The 15,015-nt window shown below is 34.0% G+C and carries 16 protein-coding genes; 4 read left to right on the plus strand and 12 right to left on the minus strand.

Annotation, left to right across the window (positions count from 1 at the left end):
- Positions 1-5: 5 nt before the first annotated feature.
- From HMPREF3023_RS00950 to proC, 3 genes are all read right to left on the minus strand, one after another.
- Positions 6-1,154: a cation diffusion facilitator family transporter gene (locus HMPREF3023_RS00950; protein WP_070699994.1), complete on the minus strand. Its 1,149-nt coding sequence runs from the start codon at positions 1,152-1,154 to the stop codon at positions 6-8.
- Between the two features lie 193 nt (positions 1,155-1,347).
- Positions 1,348-1,914 carry a DJ-1 family glyoxalase III gene (locus HMPREF3023_RS00955; RefSeq protein WP_070699995.1) on the minus strand — a complete coding sequence of 189 codons (567 nt, stop codon included), beginning with the start codon at positions 1,912-1,914 and terminating at the stop codon, positions 1,348-1,350.
- Positions 1,915-1,923: 9 nt separating this feature from the next.
- Positions 1,924-2,688, minus strand: a complete 765-nt coding sequence (gene proC, locus HMPREF3023_RS00960; protein ID WP_070699996.1) for a pyrroline-5-carboxylate reductase — start codon at positions 2,686-2,688, stop codon at positions 1,924-1,926.
- A 78-nt stretch (positions 2,689-2,766) separates the two neighbouring features.
- Between proC and HMPREF3023_RS00965 the strand changes: the two genes are divergently transcribed.
- A complete protein-coding gene (locus HMPREF3023_RS00965) occupies positions 2,767-3,327 on the plus strand; it encodes a chromate transporter (RefSeq protein ID WP_070699997.1) in 561 nt (186 codons plus the stop codon).
- Positions 3,320-3,877, plus strand: coding sequence for a chromate transporter (locus tag HMPREF3023_RS00970; RefSeq protein WP_070699998.1), 558 nt, complete (start codon positions 3,320-3,322; stop codon positions 3,875-3,877). The genes HMPREF3023_RS00965 and HMPREF3023_RS00970 overlap by 8 nt, the downstream gene beginning before the upstream one ends.
- Positions 3,878-3,937: 60 nt before the next feature.
- Here the strand turns inward: HMPREF3023_RS00970 and HMPREF3023_RS00975 are convergent, their stop codons facing one another.
- Positions 3,938-4,720 carry an ADP-ribosylglycohydrolase family protein gene (locus HMPREF3023_RS00975; RefSeq protein ID WP_070699999.1) on the minus strand — a complete coding sequence of 261 codons (783 nt, stop codon included), beginning with the start codon at positions 4,718-4,720 and terminating at the stop codon, positions 3,938-3,940.
- Positions 4,721-5,047: 327 nt separating this feature from the next.
- Here HMPREF3023_RS00975 and HMPREF3023_RS00980 point away from each other — a divergent pair, with 327 nt between their 5' ends.
- Entirely contained in the window at positions 5,048-7,558 is a 2,511-nt protein-coding gene (locus tag HMPREF3023_RS00980; protein WP_070700000.1) for a leucine-rich repeat protein, read from the plus strand.
- A 220-nt stretch (positions 7,559-7,778) separates the two neighbouring features.
- Here the strand turns inward: HMPREF3023_RS00980 and HMPREF3023_RS00985 are convergent, their stop codons facing one another.
- From HMPREF3023_RS00985 to HMPREF3023_RS01000, 4 genes are all read right to left on the minus strand, one after another.
- Positions 7,779-9,044 carry an erythromycin esterase family protein gene (locus HMPREF3023_RS00985; protein WP_070700001.1) on the minus strand — a complete coding sequence of 422 codons (1,266 nt, stop codon included), beginning with the start codon at positions 9,042-9,044 and terminating at the stop codon, positions 7,779-7,781.
- Positions 9,045-9,128: 84 nt separating this feature from the next.
- Positions 9,129-10,100 carry a phosphate acetyltransferase gene (pta, locus tag HMPREF3023_RS00990; protein WP_070700002.1) on the minus strand — a complete coding sequence of 324 codons (972 nt, stop codon included), beginning with the start codon at positions 10,098-10,100 and terminating at the stop codon, positions 9,129-9,131.
- Between the two features lie 54 nt (positions 10,101-10,154).
- Positions 10,155-11,129, minus strand: a complete 975-nt coding sequence (folP, locus tag HMPREF3023_RS00995) for a dihydropteroate synthase (protein ID WP_070700003.1) — start codon at positions 11,127-11,129, stop codon at positions 10,155-10,157.
- Positions 11,130-11,217: 88 nt separating this feature from the next.
- Positions 11,218-12,213 (minus strand): MBL fold metallo-hydrolase, encoded by a 996-nt coding sequence (locus HMPREF3023_RS01000; RefSeq protein WP_083315477.1) that lies wholly within the window; start codon positions 12,211-12,213, stop codon positions 11,218-11,220.
- A gap of 47 nt (positions 12,214-12,260) precedes the next feature.
- Here HMPREF3023_RS01000 and HMPREF3023_RS01005 point away from each other — a divergent pair, with 47 nt between their 5' ends.
- Positions 12,261-12,668 carry a hypothetical protein gene (locus HMPREF3023_RS01005; protein WP_070700004.1) on the plus strand — a complete coding sequence of 136 codons (408 nt, stop codon included), beginning with the start codon at positions 12,261-12,263 and terminating at the stop codon, positions 12,666-12,668.
- Between the two features lie 378 nt (positions 12,669-13,046).
- Here HMPREF3023_RS01005 and HMPREF3023_RS01010 read toward each other — a convergent pair whose 3' ends face one another.
- The 4 genes from HMPREF3023_RS01010 to HMPREF3023_RS01025 all read right to left on the minus strand — a co-directional run bounded on the left by HMPREF3023_RS01010 (position 13,047) and on the right by HMPREF3023_RS01025 (position 15,014).
- On the minus strand, positions 13,047-13,238 hold the full coding sequence (locus HMPREF3023_RS01010; protein WP_070700005.1) for a hypothetical protein: 192 nt from the start codon (positions 13,236-13,238) through the stop codon (positions 13,047-13,049).
- Positions 13,235-14,086 (minus strand): SDH family Clp fold serine proteinase, encoded by an 852-nt coding sequence (locus HMPREF3023_RS01015; protein WP_070700006.1) that lies wholly within the window; start codon positions 14,084-14,086, stop codon positions 13,235-13,237. The genes HMPREF3023_RS01010 and HMPREF3023_RS01015 overlap by 4 nt, the downstream gene beginning before the upstream one ends.
- A gap of 246 nt (positions 14,087-14,332) precedes the next feature.
- Entirely contained in the window at positions 14,333-14,641 is a 309-nt protein-coding gene (locus HMPREF3023_RS01020) for a phage holin, LLH family (protein ID WP_070700007.1), read from the minus strand.
- A complete protein-coding gene (locus HMPREF3023_RS01025; protein WP_070700008.1) occupies positions 14,628-15,014 on the minus strand; it encodes a phage holin family protein in 387 nt (128 codons plus the stop codon). Before HMPREF3023_RS01025 ends, HMPREF3023_RS01020 begins: the two co-directional genes overlap by 14 nt.
- Position 15,015 lies beyond the last annotated feature (1 nt).

Consider the following 15,015-nt stretch of genomic DNA (forward strand, 5'->3'; position numbering starts at 1 on the left):
TCCTCCTAAAAAATCGCATCAAGAGTTACATCAAATTCGTAATCTGGATAGATGGATTTTAACTTATCTCTTATCTCTTTTTTCAGAGCATCTTTTTCTTCTCTCGTTTTTACAGAATCGGCATTGTAATCAATGTCTATATAAATTTTCTTGCCCTCAAGGACAATGTCGTGGAAGGAGTAAATATTTAGGGACTCCCTCACAATTTTTTTAAGGTCCTTGGAGACAGAGTTGATTATCTCATTGCTACTGCCTTTTGGGTCTGCGTGAATTATTAATTTTATTCCAAGTAGGTCAGAGATTTCTCTCTCGACCTTGTCAACAATATTGTGAGCCTCTTCAAGGGTCAAATTATAATCTAGGGCTGCATCAATTATCACAATCATATTGTCTGGACCAAAGTCTGTCACCATCATATTGTGAACATTGGATATGCCATCGTAGTTAGATACCTTGGACTTTATCTCATGTTTAGTCTCATCACTAAGACCACGTCCAAGTATAATTGAAATAGTCTCGTATATTAGTGAAATAGCTGTGTATAAAATAAATAAAGCAACTATTAAACCAACATAGCCATCTAATATTTTTCCTGTGAACTTTTCTATTAATATAGAAATAATTACAACAGAAGTTATAAGTGTGTCGCTAAGTGAATCCTTCTCTTGGGCCTTCAAAGTTACAGAGTCAATTGCCCTTGCAACCTTTGAATAAAGAGAGGCCTGCCAAAATTTTATCGCCACAGTTACAATCAAAATCACAAGAGTGGATTTTGGATAAGAAATGGCAACTGGGTGAAGGATCTTTCCCACAGAAGTTTTCAAAAATTGAAAACCAACGGAAAGTACAATACCAGAAACTACAAGAGAAATCAAATACTCAAGTCTCCCATGTCCATAGGGATGATCTTTGTCCCTTGGTTTGGCTGCAAGTCTTATCCCCAAAATAGAAATAATAGAGCTGACACAGTCTGTAATGTTGTTTACCGCGTCAGATAAAATAGAAATTGAACCAGTAAAGATATATAGAATAACTTTTAATGCAGCTGCAAGTATATTTGATATAAGTCCAAGAAAAGAAGTCTCTTTAGAAATTTTTGCCCTGTCATAACCGTAGGCAGATTCTCCCCTCTTCAAAATAAGTTTTGCGAACATTTATCCTCCAAAATTTATAATAATAAAAATAGGCTAAAAGCCCACTTACTTAGATTTCTTAAGTTAAAATAATTATAACACTAGTATATTAGTAATAAAAGGAAAAGAACTTTCCTATATTCTGGGAAGTAAGTTAATAAATTTAAAAATAAAAAATGCACCAGTTTAAGCTGGCACATTTTCTAATCTTATCTTAAATAAATTTTTTAAGTTGTGGAAGTAGTAAGCCTTCTGCAACTTCTTCTGCCTTTTCTTTTGAAACTAAAATTTCAACTAGCTTAACCCCAAGTAGGATTGCAAGGGCTGGCCCCATAGCAGTTATTATATTGTCTTCAACAACTACTGGTGAGTCTTGTGGGTCTTTAACCTTTAATCTATTTTCAACTCCTGGGTAGCAAGTGAACTTTCCGTCCTTTAAAAGACCTGCTGCATCAAGAACTTGTGGTCCTGCACAAATTGCTATTACTTTTCTCTCTTCATCATTAAAGACATTGGCAAACTCAAGAACTTTTTTGTCGTTCATGAGATTTGTAGCACCAGGTTGACCTCCTGGAATGTACATTGCCTTATAGTCTTCGATGTTAATTTCATCAAAAGTCTTGTCAGCAAGAACTGTCACACCGTGAGCTCCCTTCACTTCAAGTCTGTCCTTAATTGAAACTGTGTCAACCTTTAGGTCGGCCCTCCTAAGGACATCAACAATTGTTAAAGCTTCAATTTCTTCAAAACCTTCTGCCAAAAATACCAATAAATCTTTCATAATGACCTCCTATTTATTCATAATAGAATCAACTGCATTTATAATTGCAGACCTAAAACCATCCTTTTCTAAAGATTTTACTCCCTTAATAGTTGTGCCAGCCGGTGTTGTTACTTGGTCCTTTAGTTCACCTGGGTGAATGCCAGACTCCCTCACCATCTTTGCTGATCCAGCAACTGCTTGAGATATAACTCTGTAAGCCATGTCCCTTTGCATTCCATAAGAAACTGCTGCGTCTGCTGCTGCTTCAATGTACATGTAAACATAGGCAGGCATGCAACCTGAAACTGCCTCATAAATTTTTATGTTCTTTTCTTCTACGATTTCAGTTTCTCCAAAGTTGGACAAGATTTCTCTTATCTCATTCACTTCTTCTTCTGAAATATTTTTGCCAGGGCAAATACCTGTCATGGAATTCAAAATTTTTGCCGGTGTATTTGGAAGAGCCATCATAAGTTTTTTATTTGGAAGACTCTTTTCAAGTTTCTCAAGGTCAAAAGCTGAAGTAATAGAAATAATGATTTGATCTTTCACTTCAGCTTTTATTGCCTCGATTACAGCTTCATAAACATAGGGTTTTACTGCAAGGATAATTGCATCTGCACCCTTCACCACGTCTACTTCTGACTCAACTACTCTTGCTGCTTCATTGCCCCTAAAGGCATCTCTCTTTTCTTCGCTCCTGTCGTAAAGAAAAGTTTCTATATTATTATCTAAAAGACCATGTGCCATGGCAGCACCCATGTTACCAAGGCCTATAATTCCCATCTTCATCACATCACTCCTTAAGTAGATTATACACGAAATTGCTTAAAAATTCATTTTTGTGCTATAATTTGATGAGGTGATTTAATGAAAAAAATTTCTATCTCAAAGTTATTTTTAACTTTTTTTAAAATAAATGCCATAACCTTTGGAGGAGGCTATACAATTGTCCCTGTTATAAAGGACATTTTTGTATCGGACCTAGAACTCATTGACGAAGACCAGATGATGGATATAGTTGCCATTTCCCAAGGTGGACCTGGGGCCATGGCAATCTCTTGCTCAGTCCTTACAGGTTACTACTTGAGAGGGCCTCTTGGAGCAATAACCTGTCTTGTTGCATCGGCTCTTCCCTGTCTTATAATTTTGTCGGTGATTTCAAATTTCTACCAAGAATTTAAGTCAAACTTTTTTATAAACGCAGCCCTAGAAGGGATCAGTGGAGTGATCTCTGCAGTTCTATTTATAACTGTAGCTCGCATGGGGATTTCTTCTTACAAGAACAATCCACGCTTTAGTGCAGCCATGATTATCTTGGTCTTCTTAGTTGCCTTTTTCACAAATATCAACACAGGTCTAATAATTTTATTCTGTGCTATAGCAGGAATTTCTTATTTTAGTGTTATGGAGAGGTACAAAAATGCTTGATTTATTTTTAATTTTCTTTAAAATCGGATGCTTCGCCTTTGGTGGCGGTTACGCAGTAATACCCTTGATTTCAAAGTATGTTGTTGAAGAACACGCCTGGATCTCTACAAGAGAATTTATAGACTTGATTTCCATTTCACAAATGACTCCAGGACCAATTGCCATTAACTCAGCAACCTTTGTTGGGCAAAACGTCCACGGAATCCTTGGCTCAATTCTTGCAACAGCAGGACTTGTCCTTCCTCAGTTCATCCTAATGATGATCTTGGGATACTTCCTCTTTAGCAAGGGCAAAAAATTTAAAATCATGGACTACTCCCTCCTTGGCATCAAGGCAGGAGTTGTGTCCCTCATCTTTATAACAACCTTAAAACTCTTCCAATCATCAGTCTTTCCTGAAGGACTTAAGCTTGAAGGCATGAGCCTTGCAGCCCTTATCTCCTTCGTCCTAGGTTTTGTCCTCTACATGAAGAAGGTAGACCTATTTAAGCTAATAGGACTAGGTGCAGTGATTGGGATTGGAGTCAAGTACGCTTTGACTCTTATGTAAAATAAAACTCCTTGGATTTTTCCAGGGAGTTTTTCTTTTTTGTTTCAATTTTTAAATTTTCTAAAATAAACACTCATCAATTATTTCTTTAGACTTTAATTCGTCCAACCATTCTTTTGGAATTTCATCAAAACCATAGATAATTCCTGCCAATCCTCCTGTCACTGCTCCAGTGGTGTCTGTGTCATCGCCAAGGTTTATTGCCTTGAGGACAGCTTCCTTATAAGAATTTGTATTTAAAAGACACCAAAGAGAGGCTTCGAGAGTGTGGAGGACAAAACCCGTTGACTGGATTTCATCTTCAGACTTATTTTTTATATCGTCAAGGCCAAGGTCTTCTAACTTTTCTCCCCCAATTAACTTTCTTGCTATATGAACATAATCAAGACAAGCCTTTTTAGAAATTTCGTGAGCGTGAGTTATGCTTGACACAGCTTCAATTTCCTCATCACTGGCATCAGTAAAGGCAAGGGGCAAGATCCTCATAAGGGACCCGTTGCCATTGGCATAAAAATCATCAATACCATGACCTTCTGTTAGGGCATCTCTCGTTGTTATCCCCACATCAAAAGTTTCTCCATGACAAGTGAACTTCCCTTCAAAGAGCCAGGCCTCAAAATTTTTTCTTATATCTATGACATCAATTTTATTTTTATCCTTTATAGACTTGCAAGTGGCAAGAGTCATGCTGGTATCATCAGACCAGGTCCCAGCAACTTGATTCCAAGTTCCAAAACCCACCACGCCTGTACAGGTGAAGTCCCCCCTCTTCTTAAATTCAAAGGGCACGCCAAGAGCATCAGCTATAGCCAGTCCATAAATTCCATCCCTAAGCTTAGACATAAAAACCCCCTTTTTAATTTGCTTTAATAAATTGTTAAATCAATTATATAAATAAAAGACAAAAAAATAAAGACTCCTCTAAGGAAGTCTTATGAATAAATATTTTAATTTCTTCTATTTGTAAAAAAGATTATTAACTTGTCGTCGTCAATTTTTGCAAGGAGTCTATAGTCACCAATCCTATACTTCTAAGGACCTTACCATAAAGTCTTTTAAATAACTAAAGCATTCTAAATAAATTTTACTTTACTTTTGATTTTTACTATAATTAGACTAAATGAAAACATTAACAAATTTTAAACTAAAAATTAACTATAGGAGGTTTAAATGAATTATAAAAATTCAACAGTCCGAAAAGTATTGTTAGGTGCTACTCTTTTTTCTATATTAACGACTTCATTGCCTAATTGTGTGATAGCTGCAGATACATATGCTACAAATAATGTGGAATCTACTTCTAATGTCGATAAAGACGAAAATCAATGGGAAGCAGATGACTTTACTTATAGAAAATATGAAGAACCTACTTATTCTTCAGGAAACTATGTAGACTACGGAGTATCTGTTACAGGTTTTTCTGAAAAAGGGTTTAAAAAACTTGATAAAAATAAAGACTTAGTAATTCCAGAATTTTCTACTGAAGGAGATAAGGTGAAGGGAATTGGATTCAGTGCATTTACCAGTAGGAATCTTTTAAGTGTAAGTATGCCTAATTCAATAGAATATATTGATGGTAATGCATTTGCTAATATCTCTGGCTCAGATGGTTTAAAAGAGGTAGTCTTATCAAAAAACATTAGATTTATAGGATCTAGTTCCTTTTCAGGGAATAATCTTAATAAAATAAACTTAACAAATAATATTGAAGTAATTGGTAGCGGTGCTTTTTATAATAACAAAATCGAAAAACTAATATTGCCAAACAGTATAAAAGAATTAAATGAAGCTGCTTTCTCTGATAATAGAATTACAGAATTGCATTTATCCGATAATTTAGAATTAATAAAACAAAATACTTTTTTTAATAACAGATTAAAAAGTATTAATTTACCAAAAAATCTTAAAGCCATCGAAAGAAATGCGTTTTCCAATAATAAAATAGAAACTTTGTTTTTGCCAAACTCTCTAGTTTATCTTGGTGGATTCTCAAATAACAGGATAAAAGACATTAAGATTCCTGAATCTGTTGAAAGAATAGATGATTTAGCTTTTTCTGGAAATTATATAACAAATCTTAAAATACCAAAAAATGTTAAATCTATAGGCAAAGAATCTTTCTCTTTTAACGAAATTTCAGATTTAGATTTATCTGAAAATATAAATTCTATTGGAGAAAAAGCTTTTAATGCTAATAGAATTAATTCCATTTCAATCCCTCGTTCCATAAAATTTATAGGAGAATCTGCTTTTGATAATAACAAAATAGAAAGCTTCAAGAATTTCCCTGAAAATTTGATAATATCTGACGATGAAAATGAAACCTATAGGACTGGATATGCTAAACAAAGAATTTTTATAAATTCAATCAATGGTAACTTTAATCTTAACTTGGAAGATACAGAAAAAAGTTATGAAATCAATGATCCTTCTATTACAAAAAAATCTGATGGTACTTATTCTTTGAAGAAAGATCCGAAGTTTAATTATAGAAGATTGTTCCTAAAAGTTAATCCTTATTGGGAGATTGAAATAAATAATATAATAAACTTCAATATAAGCTATGATCCCAATGGCGGGGTAGGTAAAATAACTAACGAAACTATAGAAATAGATGATTTCTATAATCTAAAATTGCCAGAAAATAAATTTACTGCTCCTCAGGGCAAAAAATTCATTGGATGGAAACCTCTTGTCGAGTATCATAGTGATTATAATGCACGCGAAGATGAATTAATACAAAGAAACAGACTGTATTTACCAGGTTCACGAGCTACTAGCGCAATTAACGGAAACCTAATTAACATAAAAGGCATAAAATTTATTGCTCAGTGGGAAGACATTAATAAAGACACAAATCCTCCAAGAAGACCTGATTACAATAGACCAAATATCCAAGACGTTAATTTAAATAATACTAAAGAGTATATTAAGAGACTTTTAAGAAATGAAGGAATATTAACTTCATTTAAGTCTAATCAAATTGATAAGGCACAAACTGTTGATGAGCTGATTTATCTTAACAACCTGTATCTAAAAGATAAGTTCAATAATAATAAAAGCACACAAACAGTTGTTGAAAAACATTATATAGAGAAACCTGTTTACATTTATAATAATGAGACAAGATACATTGATAGGAATACAAAATCTCATATAGCTTCATATGTACCTAAATATATTTCTAACGATTTTACAAAATCCGACGAAAAACAAAATGACGTTAAGGATTCTAAAGTTCAAAAAAATAATAATACTAGTAAGTATTTTAAATTCTTAATCGGTATGAATTTATACTACAAAAATATTGATGGAAAAGATGAGCTTTTTGAAATGGATGTTGCTCCTTTTATTGAGAACGACAGGACTATGATGCCATTGAGATATGTTGCTGAAGCTCTATCATGTGATGTTAAGTGGGACAATAAAACTAGAACAGCTTCCTTCACCAAAGACGGAGTTACAGCTTCAATTCAAATTGACGGGGATGAAATAGTTCTTTCAAGTGGAGAAAAAGTAAAAATGGACTCAAATCCAATCATTAAAAATGACAGACTTTGTGTTAGTTTAACAAATGTTGCTAAGGTATTTAATCTAACTAACGGAAATACTAAAGATAAAATAGACCAAGATATTGAATGGGATCAAGAATCCAAAACCGTAACTATTAATTTAGATTAAACATATAATTTAATATTTGCAAAAAGTCACATGCATTGAGCATAGTGACTTTTTTGTTGCATAAATAAAGACTCCCCTAGGGAAGTCTTATGAATAAATATTTTAATTTCTTCTATTTATAAAAAAGATTATTAACTTGTCGTCATCAATTTTTGCAAGTAACATATAGGCTTCAAGACCCTTGTCTTACAATGTTTAAGCTCATAATTTTTTTATAAACTTAGTCTTCATGGATCACAGCAATAGGCTTTGCATAATAAACAAAGATCATTGCATCAAATAAATCTTTAGGTACTTCCTTTACCCTATAAGTTCTTGGCATGAATTTCATCAGTGGAGAATATCCTTCACCTAGACTTACCATGTTGATTTCTTTATTTATAAGGTCAAAAGTTTCCCCATCTCCAACTTTTGTGAAATCTAAATAATACTTTCCCTTAAATTTTCTGGCACTGTAAGCTAAAGGATCAGCAGAGACAAAGGCATGATTTGACCTCTTGTTATCTGGTCCAACTTCGTTTATGTTTACAATTCCCTTATAAAAGTCTGTTCCAATAATAAAATATTTTTCTCCAAAAATTTTCTTTAAGTAAGACCCCATTGGCTCATAAAATTTTTCACTTTTTGCAATATGACCATTGTGACCAGAAATTAAAAGCATCTTATTTCCCTTTGATTTTTCAAAATCACTTATCCACTTAACATTTTCAGCCATAAGTTCATCTCTCACATTGTTTACTTTTACATAGTCATTAAAATCTAATTCGTAATACTTAACACTATCCAAGACATTTGTAAGAGCTCTTGAAAGAATTTTTGCATTGGGAGAAGATAGAGCGTCTGCGTGAGCTTTTATTTCTAACAACAAATCTTCCTTATCTTTTAGCTGTGAAATCTTAAATTTTTCATCTTTAATAAAGGAAAATTCCTTTTGTAAGTCTTTTTCCTGTAAAATATTATTTTCCTTGCAATAATCTAAAATTAATTCAATAGATTTTTCTGGGTTTTGCATGTCAAAGCCGTAAAAAGAAAGCTTGTCCCCATCCTTTGCTTTTTGGTTGTAGTCAAACATATAATTTATAAGATCATTCATATTTTTTGTGTGATAAATATTAAAAGAAAAAATTCTTGAAATATTTTCATCTCTTTTGTTTCCATGAATGTAATTATTGATTATCATTCCTTCGCCAAAATCAGCTTCTATGGCAAAGCTCTTTAAATTATTTTTTTCAACTAAGGTCTTTAAAACTTCTAATTTTAAATTTTGAAAGTCAGAATTTCCGTGAGTTGCTTCCCCAAGGCCAACAACTTTCACATTGTCGTCTAAATTTATCTGGCTTACCTCTTTGCCATATTCTTCTATATCAGAAATATTTTTTCTTGCACTTAACTTTGGAAGATTAATCCACAAAAAATCTCCAATCCCTATAAGAATAATAAGGGACATTAAAAAAATTAAAATCCCTTTGAATATTTTCTTTATCATTTTCTCACCTTCTTTTCCTTATTATATTTATTTTGATCAAAAAAATAAAGACTCCCCTATGGAAGTCTTTAAGTTTATTTTTTATTAAAGAACTGCTTGTGCTGCTGTGATGATAGCTAGTGCGTAAGCTTCGTCTTCTACACAGCCTCTTGAAAGGTCGTTTACCGGTGCGTTAAGTCCTTGTAGGATTGGGCCTACTGCCTTAAAGCCACCAAAGTATTGTGCAAGTTTGTAGCCAATGTTACCTGCTTCAATGCTTGGGAAGATAAATACATTTGCGTGACCTGCTACCTTTGATTCTGGAGCTTTCTTAGCTGCAACTCTTTCGATGAAGGCTGCGTCAAATTGAAGTTCTCCGTCAACTGCCATTTCAGGATTTCTTTCTGCTGCCATCTTAGCTGCGTCAGCTACCATTGTTACTCTTTCGTGAGAAGCTGATCCGTGAGATGAGAAGGAAAGCATTGCAACCTTTGGATCGATACCAAATTGTTTTGCAGTTTCATTTGATACTACTGCTACTTCTGCTAGGCCATCTGCGTCAAGGTCTGTGTTAATCGCACAGTCTGCCATTAGGTAAAGCTCGTCATCTCTAATCATAATGAAGGCACCTGAGCATCTCTTGTATTCTGGTTTTGTCTTTATAATTTGAAGAGCTGGTCTTACTGTGTCTGCAGTTGTGTGAGCCGCACCTGATACAAGTCCCTTAGCTTTTCCCATATATACAAGCATTGTACCAAAGTAGTTGTTGTCTTTTAGGATATCTGCTGCTTGTTCTTCTGTAGCTTTTCCTTTTCTTCTTTCTACGAAAGCCTTGATCATTTCGTCTTTTCCTTCGTAAGTTTCTGGATTAAGGATTTCTAGATTTCCAAGTTCAACGCCTTCTTTTTCTGCAAGAGCTTTTAGTTCTTTTTCGTCTCCAAGAACGATTGGTTTAATGTCGCCTTCGTCGTTAAGTCTAATTGCTGCTCTTAAGATTCTTCTGTCGTTTCCTTCTGGAAATACTATTTCTGGTTTTGCTTCTCTAACTTTTGCTTTTAATTCTTCTATTAGTGCCATAATTTCCCCCTAATTCTATTAATAAATAATATTATATATCTTATGAAAAATAATTTAAAGTGAATAAGCCTTAAAACTTACATCTTCTATTACTTGGTTAAGTCTAACTGAATCTGCAACCAGCTTTGCAAGACGGTGGTGGTCCATTGTGTGGACTCTTAAAACTTCTACACCCTTGTAAGCTGCAATAGTCGTAAGGGCTGCTGAAGCTTCGTCCCTGTTTTCAAAGCCTTCTTCACTATTGCCGTCAGCATCAATATTGTTTTCACTTAAAATATTTGTTATAAATCTCTTTCTTGAAACTCCAAGGAAGGTGAAGCATCCCATGTCTCTTAAGACGTCAATTTTATCAATTAATTTTAAATTTTCCTTTTTTGTAAGGGCAAAGCCAATACCTGGATCAAGCATAATTCTTTCTCTTGCTATTCCATTTTTTTCTGCACGTTCAAGAGATTTCCCTAAATATTTTTTCATGACTTCCACAACATCCATGTCTTCAAAAGATTTTAATTCTTCTTCAGTGAAGGCTCCTTCGCCACCAAAAGGTGGGAAGTTGGCAGATGACTTGTGGTTTGGCCTTGCAATCTTTGGATTAAACATAAGAATTGCACCAACATCACTCTTGCCCACAACTTCTGCCATTCTTGGGTCTCCCATAAAGCCTGTGATGTCATTTACAAAGTCAACTCCTGCTTCAATTGCTGCATCAGCAACGTCTGCCTTCCATGTATCAATAGAAAGTGGGACATCAGTCATTGTCTTTAATTCCTTTATAACAGGAACAACCCTTTCTATTTCCTCTTGGATCTCAACATAATGGGAGCCTGGTCTAGTGGATTCACCACCAAGGTCGATCATACTAGCACCAGCTTCTATAAGTTCAAGGGCCCTCTTAATGGCCTTGTCCTTGCCATACCACTTGCCCCCATCAGAAAAGGAGTCCGGTGTAACATTTACAATTCCACAAAGAATAGTTTCTCCGCCAGATTTTAAAACTTTGTCCTTATATTTACAAACTAAATTTTCCATAATTCACTCCAAATTTTATTTCTTCCAATTATTTACTTACTAATCAATAAATATTTTATGACTTGTAGCTTCTTAAATCAAATAAATTTTACTTTGCGTAGTATAAAAGGACTCCGTCATCAGTCCACTCAAAGTCAGCCTTGCCTATTGCCCTTAGGTGTTCAAGATGGGCATGAGCTTCTCCAGCTGCAAAAAACTTTTGAGTATTAGGAAATTCAGAAAAGTCTCTGGCCCTCATATCCCAAGTCATGTTCATGGCAATGTCCCTAACAGTGCACTTGCCCTTTTCCTTTAAAGTCTTGTAAGCTTCATCCACCCTGTGTTTGTGGTGGGCCTTCAATTCATCAATCCTCTTTGGCACATCTTCAATAAGGGCCCTGTGAGAAGAATACAAGTGATCAATTGGCAAGTCTCTTAACTTTTCAATATTTTTAAGATACCTTCCAAGACTGTCGCCCACTGTGAAGTTCCAAAAAGTTATATTTGGAGTGATGTCTCCCAAGAGGTGGTCGCCGCAGAATAAAATCTTTCTATCTTCTTCATAAAGACCAACCATACCAGGAGTGTGACCAGAAAAGTCCATCCCCTTAAAGGTAAAGTCCCCAACTTTTAAAATATAATTTGGATTGAAAGACACATAAGGGAACTCTGCCTTTGGCCTATAAACAAAACCAGCGTGCTCTTCGATTTTTAAATTGTCTTCTTCAAGGCCTTGGATGTGAGTAGTCTCCATAACTTCCTTCCATCTCTTTGAATTAGCATCAGCCATAGAGGACATCATTCTGTAGTCAATATCTCCCATGTAAATATCAATGCCAAGCTCTTCATGAAACCATGAAGCAAGGCCAGTGTGGTCAGAGTGAAGGTGGGTCAAGAATAAAATTGTCTTGTCGTAGTCAACCTCCATGTCCTTCATAAAAGAAAGCATCTCATTTCTAATTTCTTCTGTGTTAAAACCAGTGTCCACAATCATTGCTTCGCCCTTGGACTTGACCATGTATATGTTGATGCTCTTTAGGGGGTTGCCCTTAAGAGGAATAATCTTACAATAAACGCCATCTGAAAGTTTTTTAATTTTTGACATATTACCTCCCATTGCTCATTTCATGTATAATAAATACGAGGTGAAACATGAGCGATTTTTTATTAAAACTATTTGAAGTTGAAAGCATTAACAAACTGCCTATAGATAGATTATACCCCATTGTGGAGGCTTTAGACCAGGACCAGAGAAAGCTAATCGCTTCTTCTTATAAACTAAGCCTTGAAGGACTAAGCGAAAGAGAAGAAATTGATGCAATCCACGAAACCATCTTGTCAAAGTATAAGGACACCCTACTTTCCTTTGACGAGAAAGAACACAAGTCCTTTTACGACTTTTACGAGGGAGCCGTAGACTATTCAGACGAGAACGTCTACGTCAACATGAAAAAATTCACAAGACTTGGACTAATGTATCTCTTCTTGTCTAAAAGTGGCGGCTACTTTAACTTTGTAATACCAGTGGAGTTAATAGAAGAGTATGAAAGACTCTTGTAGTCTTCATAAAATATTATTAACTCTCAGGGCTTAAAATTAATTTATTGTAAAGTTTAAAGATTATATCTGTTAAAGATATAGTTCTTGATTTCTTGAAAATTAAAAAAGAATAAAAACACAAAGGGACTTAAGATAACTTAAGTCCTTTTTTTGTGAATTTAAGCAAAATAAAAAAGCCATTCACATGAATGACTTTGCTTTGATGGAGGCGGTGGGAGTCGAACCCGAAATGTTTTTAATATCAAACCGCTTAAAACAGCCGTTTAATGCAACCTTATAACTGAATAAATGGGGACTATAGGTGGAAAATCTACATTACTAAATTTATATTGCCAATATAAAAAACCCAGTCTTAGCACCGGGTTTTTATAGTAATTGTTAGTATATTGTTTTTATTAGACCGTTAGAATAGCTCTTATCTGCCCTTTTAATATTTTCAACTGTTTTTAAATTATACCCTCTTGAATCTTTAATAGAAATATCAAATTTATTAGGTATTATATTAGATTTAAATCCTTTTTTCTCAATTTTTTTTATAATTTCTTTTCTTTCTTTTGAAATTGATTTCATTTTAAAGCCTCCTTTGTCAATACCATAGCATTTAAACTTGAAGCTTCCATATTTTCAATCATTAAGTTATGAAACTCTCTTATAGACTCATGGACTTCTTTATCTTCTTCAAAATCTTTAATTTTTAGACCTATACTAGTCAGTTTATCAATATCTATCGGTCTTCCATGTGAATGCCAAACATTATTGTTCCCTAACTTCTCAGCTATTTTTTTTGCTCTTTCTTCTTTCATTTCGTTTGTAACTTCACAATTTCTAGACTCTGACCAATCCCAATTTTTAAATTTGTACTTAACAAGCCATTCTTTTAACAAATCCACTGTTAAGTCTCTTGCTTGCTCATAAGCTTTAAGTTCAGCTAAATCGAAATCTTTTAAGATCAAAAATTCTGCTTCTGAAATTTCACCAGCTCTTGCTAATTTCACTAAATTATCGATTTTATCTAAATACCCTAATGCAGGTACAAACTTACCTTCCCTGTTCTGAACTTGAGGATCTATAGGTCCAAGTACTGAATGATAATCCATATAAATATCATCACCACTCATGCACAATATTGTTCCTGCACTATAAGCATAGTCCGGCACATAAAAGTTAACAATTTCATAGTGATGCCTAAATATATGTACCAACCTTTCTGCAACCTCTGCAGAACCACCATTGGTTGTTAATATAACAGAAAGATTGCCTTTTTTTTCTTTTATATTTTCAATTAAATTGAGAACAATATTTAATAATTCATCAACTATTGGACTATTAATAGCTAAAACATCAGACTTTGTTAGCTCTTCTATCCTTTCAATTTCTGAAATTAATATATTGTTAATAGCTCTTGGGATTCTGTTCATAAAAAACTCCATATAATGATATCTTTTGTTAAATCATGATATCATAAAAATTTGCATATTGACAAGTAGCACCCATTGTGTTGAATTTCATATTATTGTCCATAATATACTATATAGATTAATATACCCATTTTTTACAAAAAAGCCCAGGGGATAATCCCCAGGCTCAAAATTCTTAAAAATTATACTCAAAAATACTAATCTACTGTATGTCTTAAAAAGTTGTTTAAGTTCCATTTCATAAAATTACTTACTAATTTCTAACTTCCACCTATTAAGCTCCAAAACCGAAGCTTCTATCATATCATCTAATTCCTTCTCACTTAATTTTATCCCCTGCTCATTAAGTCGCATTAATACATACTGCTTTTTTAATTGTCCTTGTCCTGCCTTGGTGTATATCTGCTCTGCAGCATTTACTGCAATGTCAACTGCCTCCATTACATTAACAATTTTTTCTTTGCAGTATTTTTGTTTTAAGAGAGGCACCAAGACACCAGTGATTAGCACAGATACACTGGATAAAACTATATAAAAAATATTACTTGCATTCATTTCTATCCTCCATAGATTCTTTAAATTCCTTAATTAAGTCCTCTTTCATTTCCCAGTTCTTAAGATTCTTAAATTCAGTGTGCTGCTTATAAAATTGATGCACTCCTACAGCTGTTGCACCAAGAAAAACTCCTTGGCCAATACTCATGAGGATCCACACGACAACCTGAATATTATTCATAGGATCTATTCGATTAGCAAGACTTGTCACCAAGGCAATAGGAATACCTACAATGGATAAAATTGTAGGTATTAGACTATCACTTATTCTATTTGACATCTTTAAAGCTTTTCCTATCACAACAAGCACAGGAATCATAAAGACTAGTTCAGGACTTAAATACTCTTTTAAGCTAAAGACTAAGTCTTGCATC

The sequence above is a fragment of the Peptoniphilus sp. HMSC075B08 genome (genome assembly GCF_001815405.1).
GTDB classification, from domain to species: domain Bacteria; phylum Bacillota; class Clostridia; order Tissierellales; family Peptoniphilaceae; genus Peptoniphilus_A; species Peptoniphilus_A harei.

What these genes read in the sequence shown, in the direction of transcription:
- pta (WP_070700002.1), bottom strand. Translation starts at nt 10,100, where the DNA reads ATGGCACTAATAGAAGAATTAAAAGCAAAAGTTAGAGAAGCAAAACCA.
- HMPREF3023_RS00980 (WP_070700000.1), top strand. Translation starts at nt 5,048, where the DNA reads ATGAATTATAAAAATTCAACAGTCCGAAAAGTATTGTTAGGTGCTACT.
- HMPREF3023_RS00965 (WP_070699997.1), top strand. Translation starts at nt 2,767, where the DNA reads ATGAAAAAAATTTCTATCTCAAAGTTATTTTTAACTTTTTTTAAAATA.
- HMPREF3023_RS01005 (WP_070700004.1), top strand. Translation starts at nt 12,261, where the DNA reads ATGAGCGATTTTTTATTAAAACTATTTGAAGTTGAAAGCATTAACAAA.
- HMPREF3023_RS01010 (WP_070700005.1), bottom strand. Translation starts at nt 13,238, where the DNA reads ATGAAATCAATTTCAAAAGAAAGAAAAGAAATTATAAAAAAAATTGAG.
- HMPREF3023_RS01015 (WP_070700006.1), bottom strand. Translation starts at nt 14,086, where the DNA reads ATGAACAGAATCCCAAGAGCTATTAACAATATATTAATTTCAGAAATT.
- HMPREF3023_RS01020 (WP_070700007.1), bottom strand. Translation starts at nt 14,641, where the DNA reads ATGAATGCAAGTAATATTTTTTATATAGTTTTATCCAGTGTATCTGTG.
- HMPREF3023_RS01025 (WP_070700008.1), bottom strand. Translation starts at nt 15,014, where the DNA reads ATGCAAGACTTAGTCTTTAGCTTAAAAGAGTATTTAAGTCCTGAACTA.
- HMPREF3023_RS00985 (WP_070700001.1), bottom strand. Translation starts at nt 9,044, where the DNA reads ATGATAAAGAAAATATTCAAAGGGATTTTAATTTTTTTAATGTCCCTT.
- HMPREF3023_RS00970 (WP_070699998.1), top strand. Translation starts at nt 3,320, where the DNA reads ATGCTTGATTTATTTTTAATTTTCTTTAAAATCGGATGCTTCGCCTTT.
- HMPREF3023_RS00955 (WP_070699995.1), bottom strand. Translation starts at nt 1,914, where the DNA reads ATGAAAGATTTATTGGTATTTTTGGCAGAAGGTTTTGAAGAAATTGAA.
- folP (WP_070700003.1), bottom strand. Translation starts at nt 11,129, where the DNA reads ATGGAAAATTTAGTTTGTAAATATAAGGACAAAGTTTTAAAATCTGGC.
- proC (WP_070699996.1), bottom strand. Translation starts at nt 2,688, where the DNA reads ATGAAGATGGGAATTATAGGCCTTGGTAACATGGGTGCTGCCATGGCA.
- HMPREF3023_RS01000 (WP_083315477.1), bottom strand. Translation starts at nt 12,213, where the DNA reads ATGTCAAAAATTAAAAAACTTTCAGATGGCGTTTATTGTAAGATTATT.
- HMPREF3023_RS00975 (WP_070699999.1), bottom strand. Translation starts at nt 4,720, where the DNA reads ATGTCTAAGCTTAGGGATGGAATTTATGGACTGGCTATAGCTGATGCT.
- HMPREF3023_RS00950 (WP_070699994.1), bottom strand. Translation starts at nt 1,154, where the DNA reads ATGTTCGCAAAACTTATTTTGAAGAGGGGAGAATCTGCCTACGGTTAT.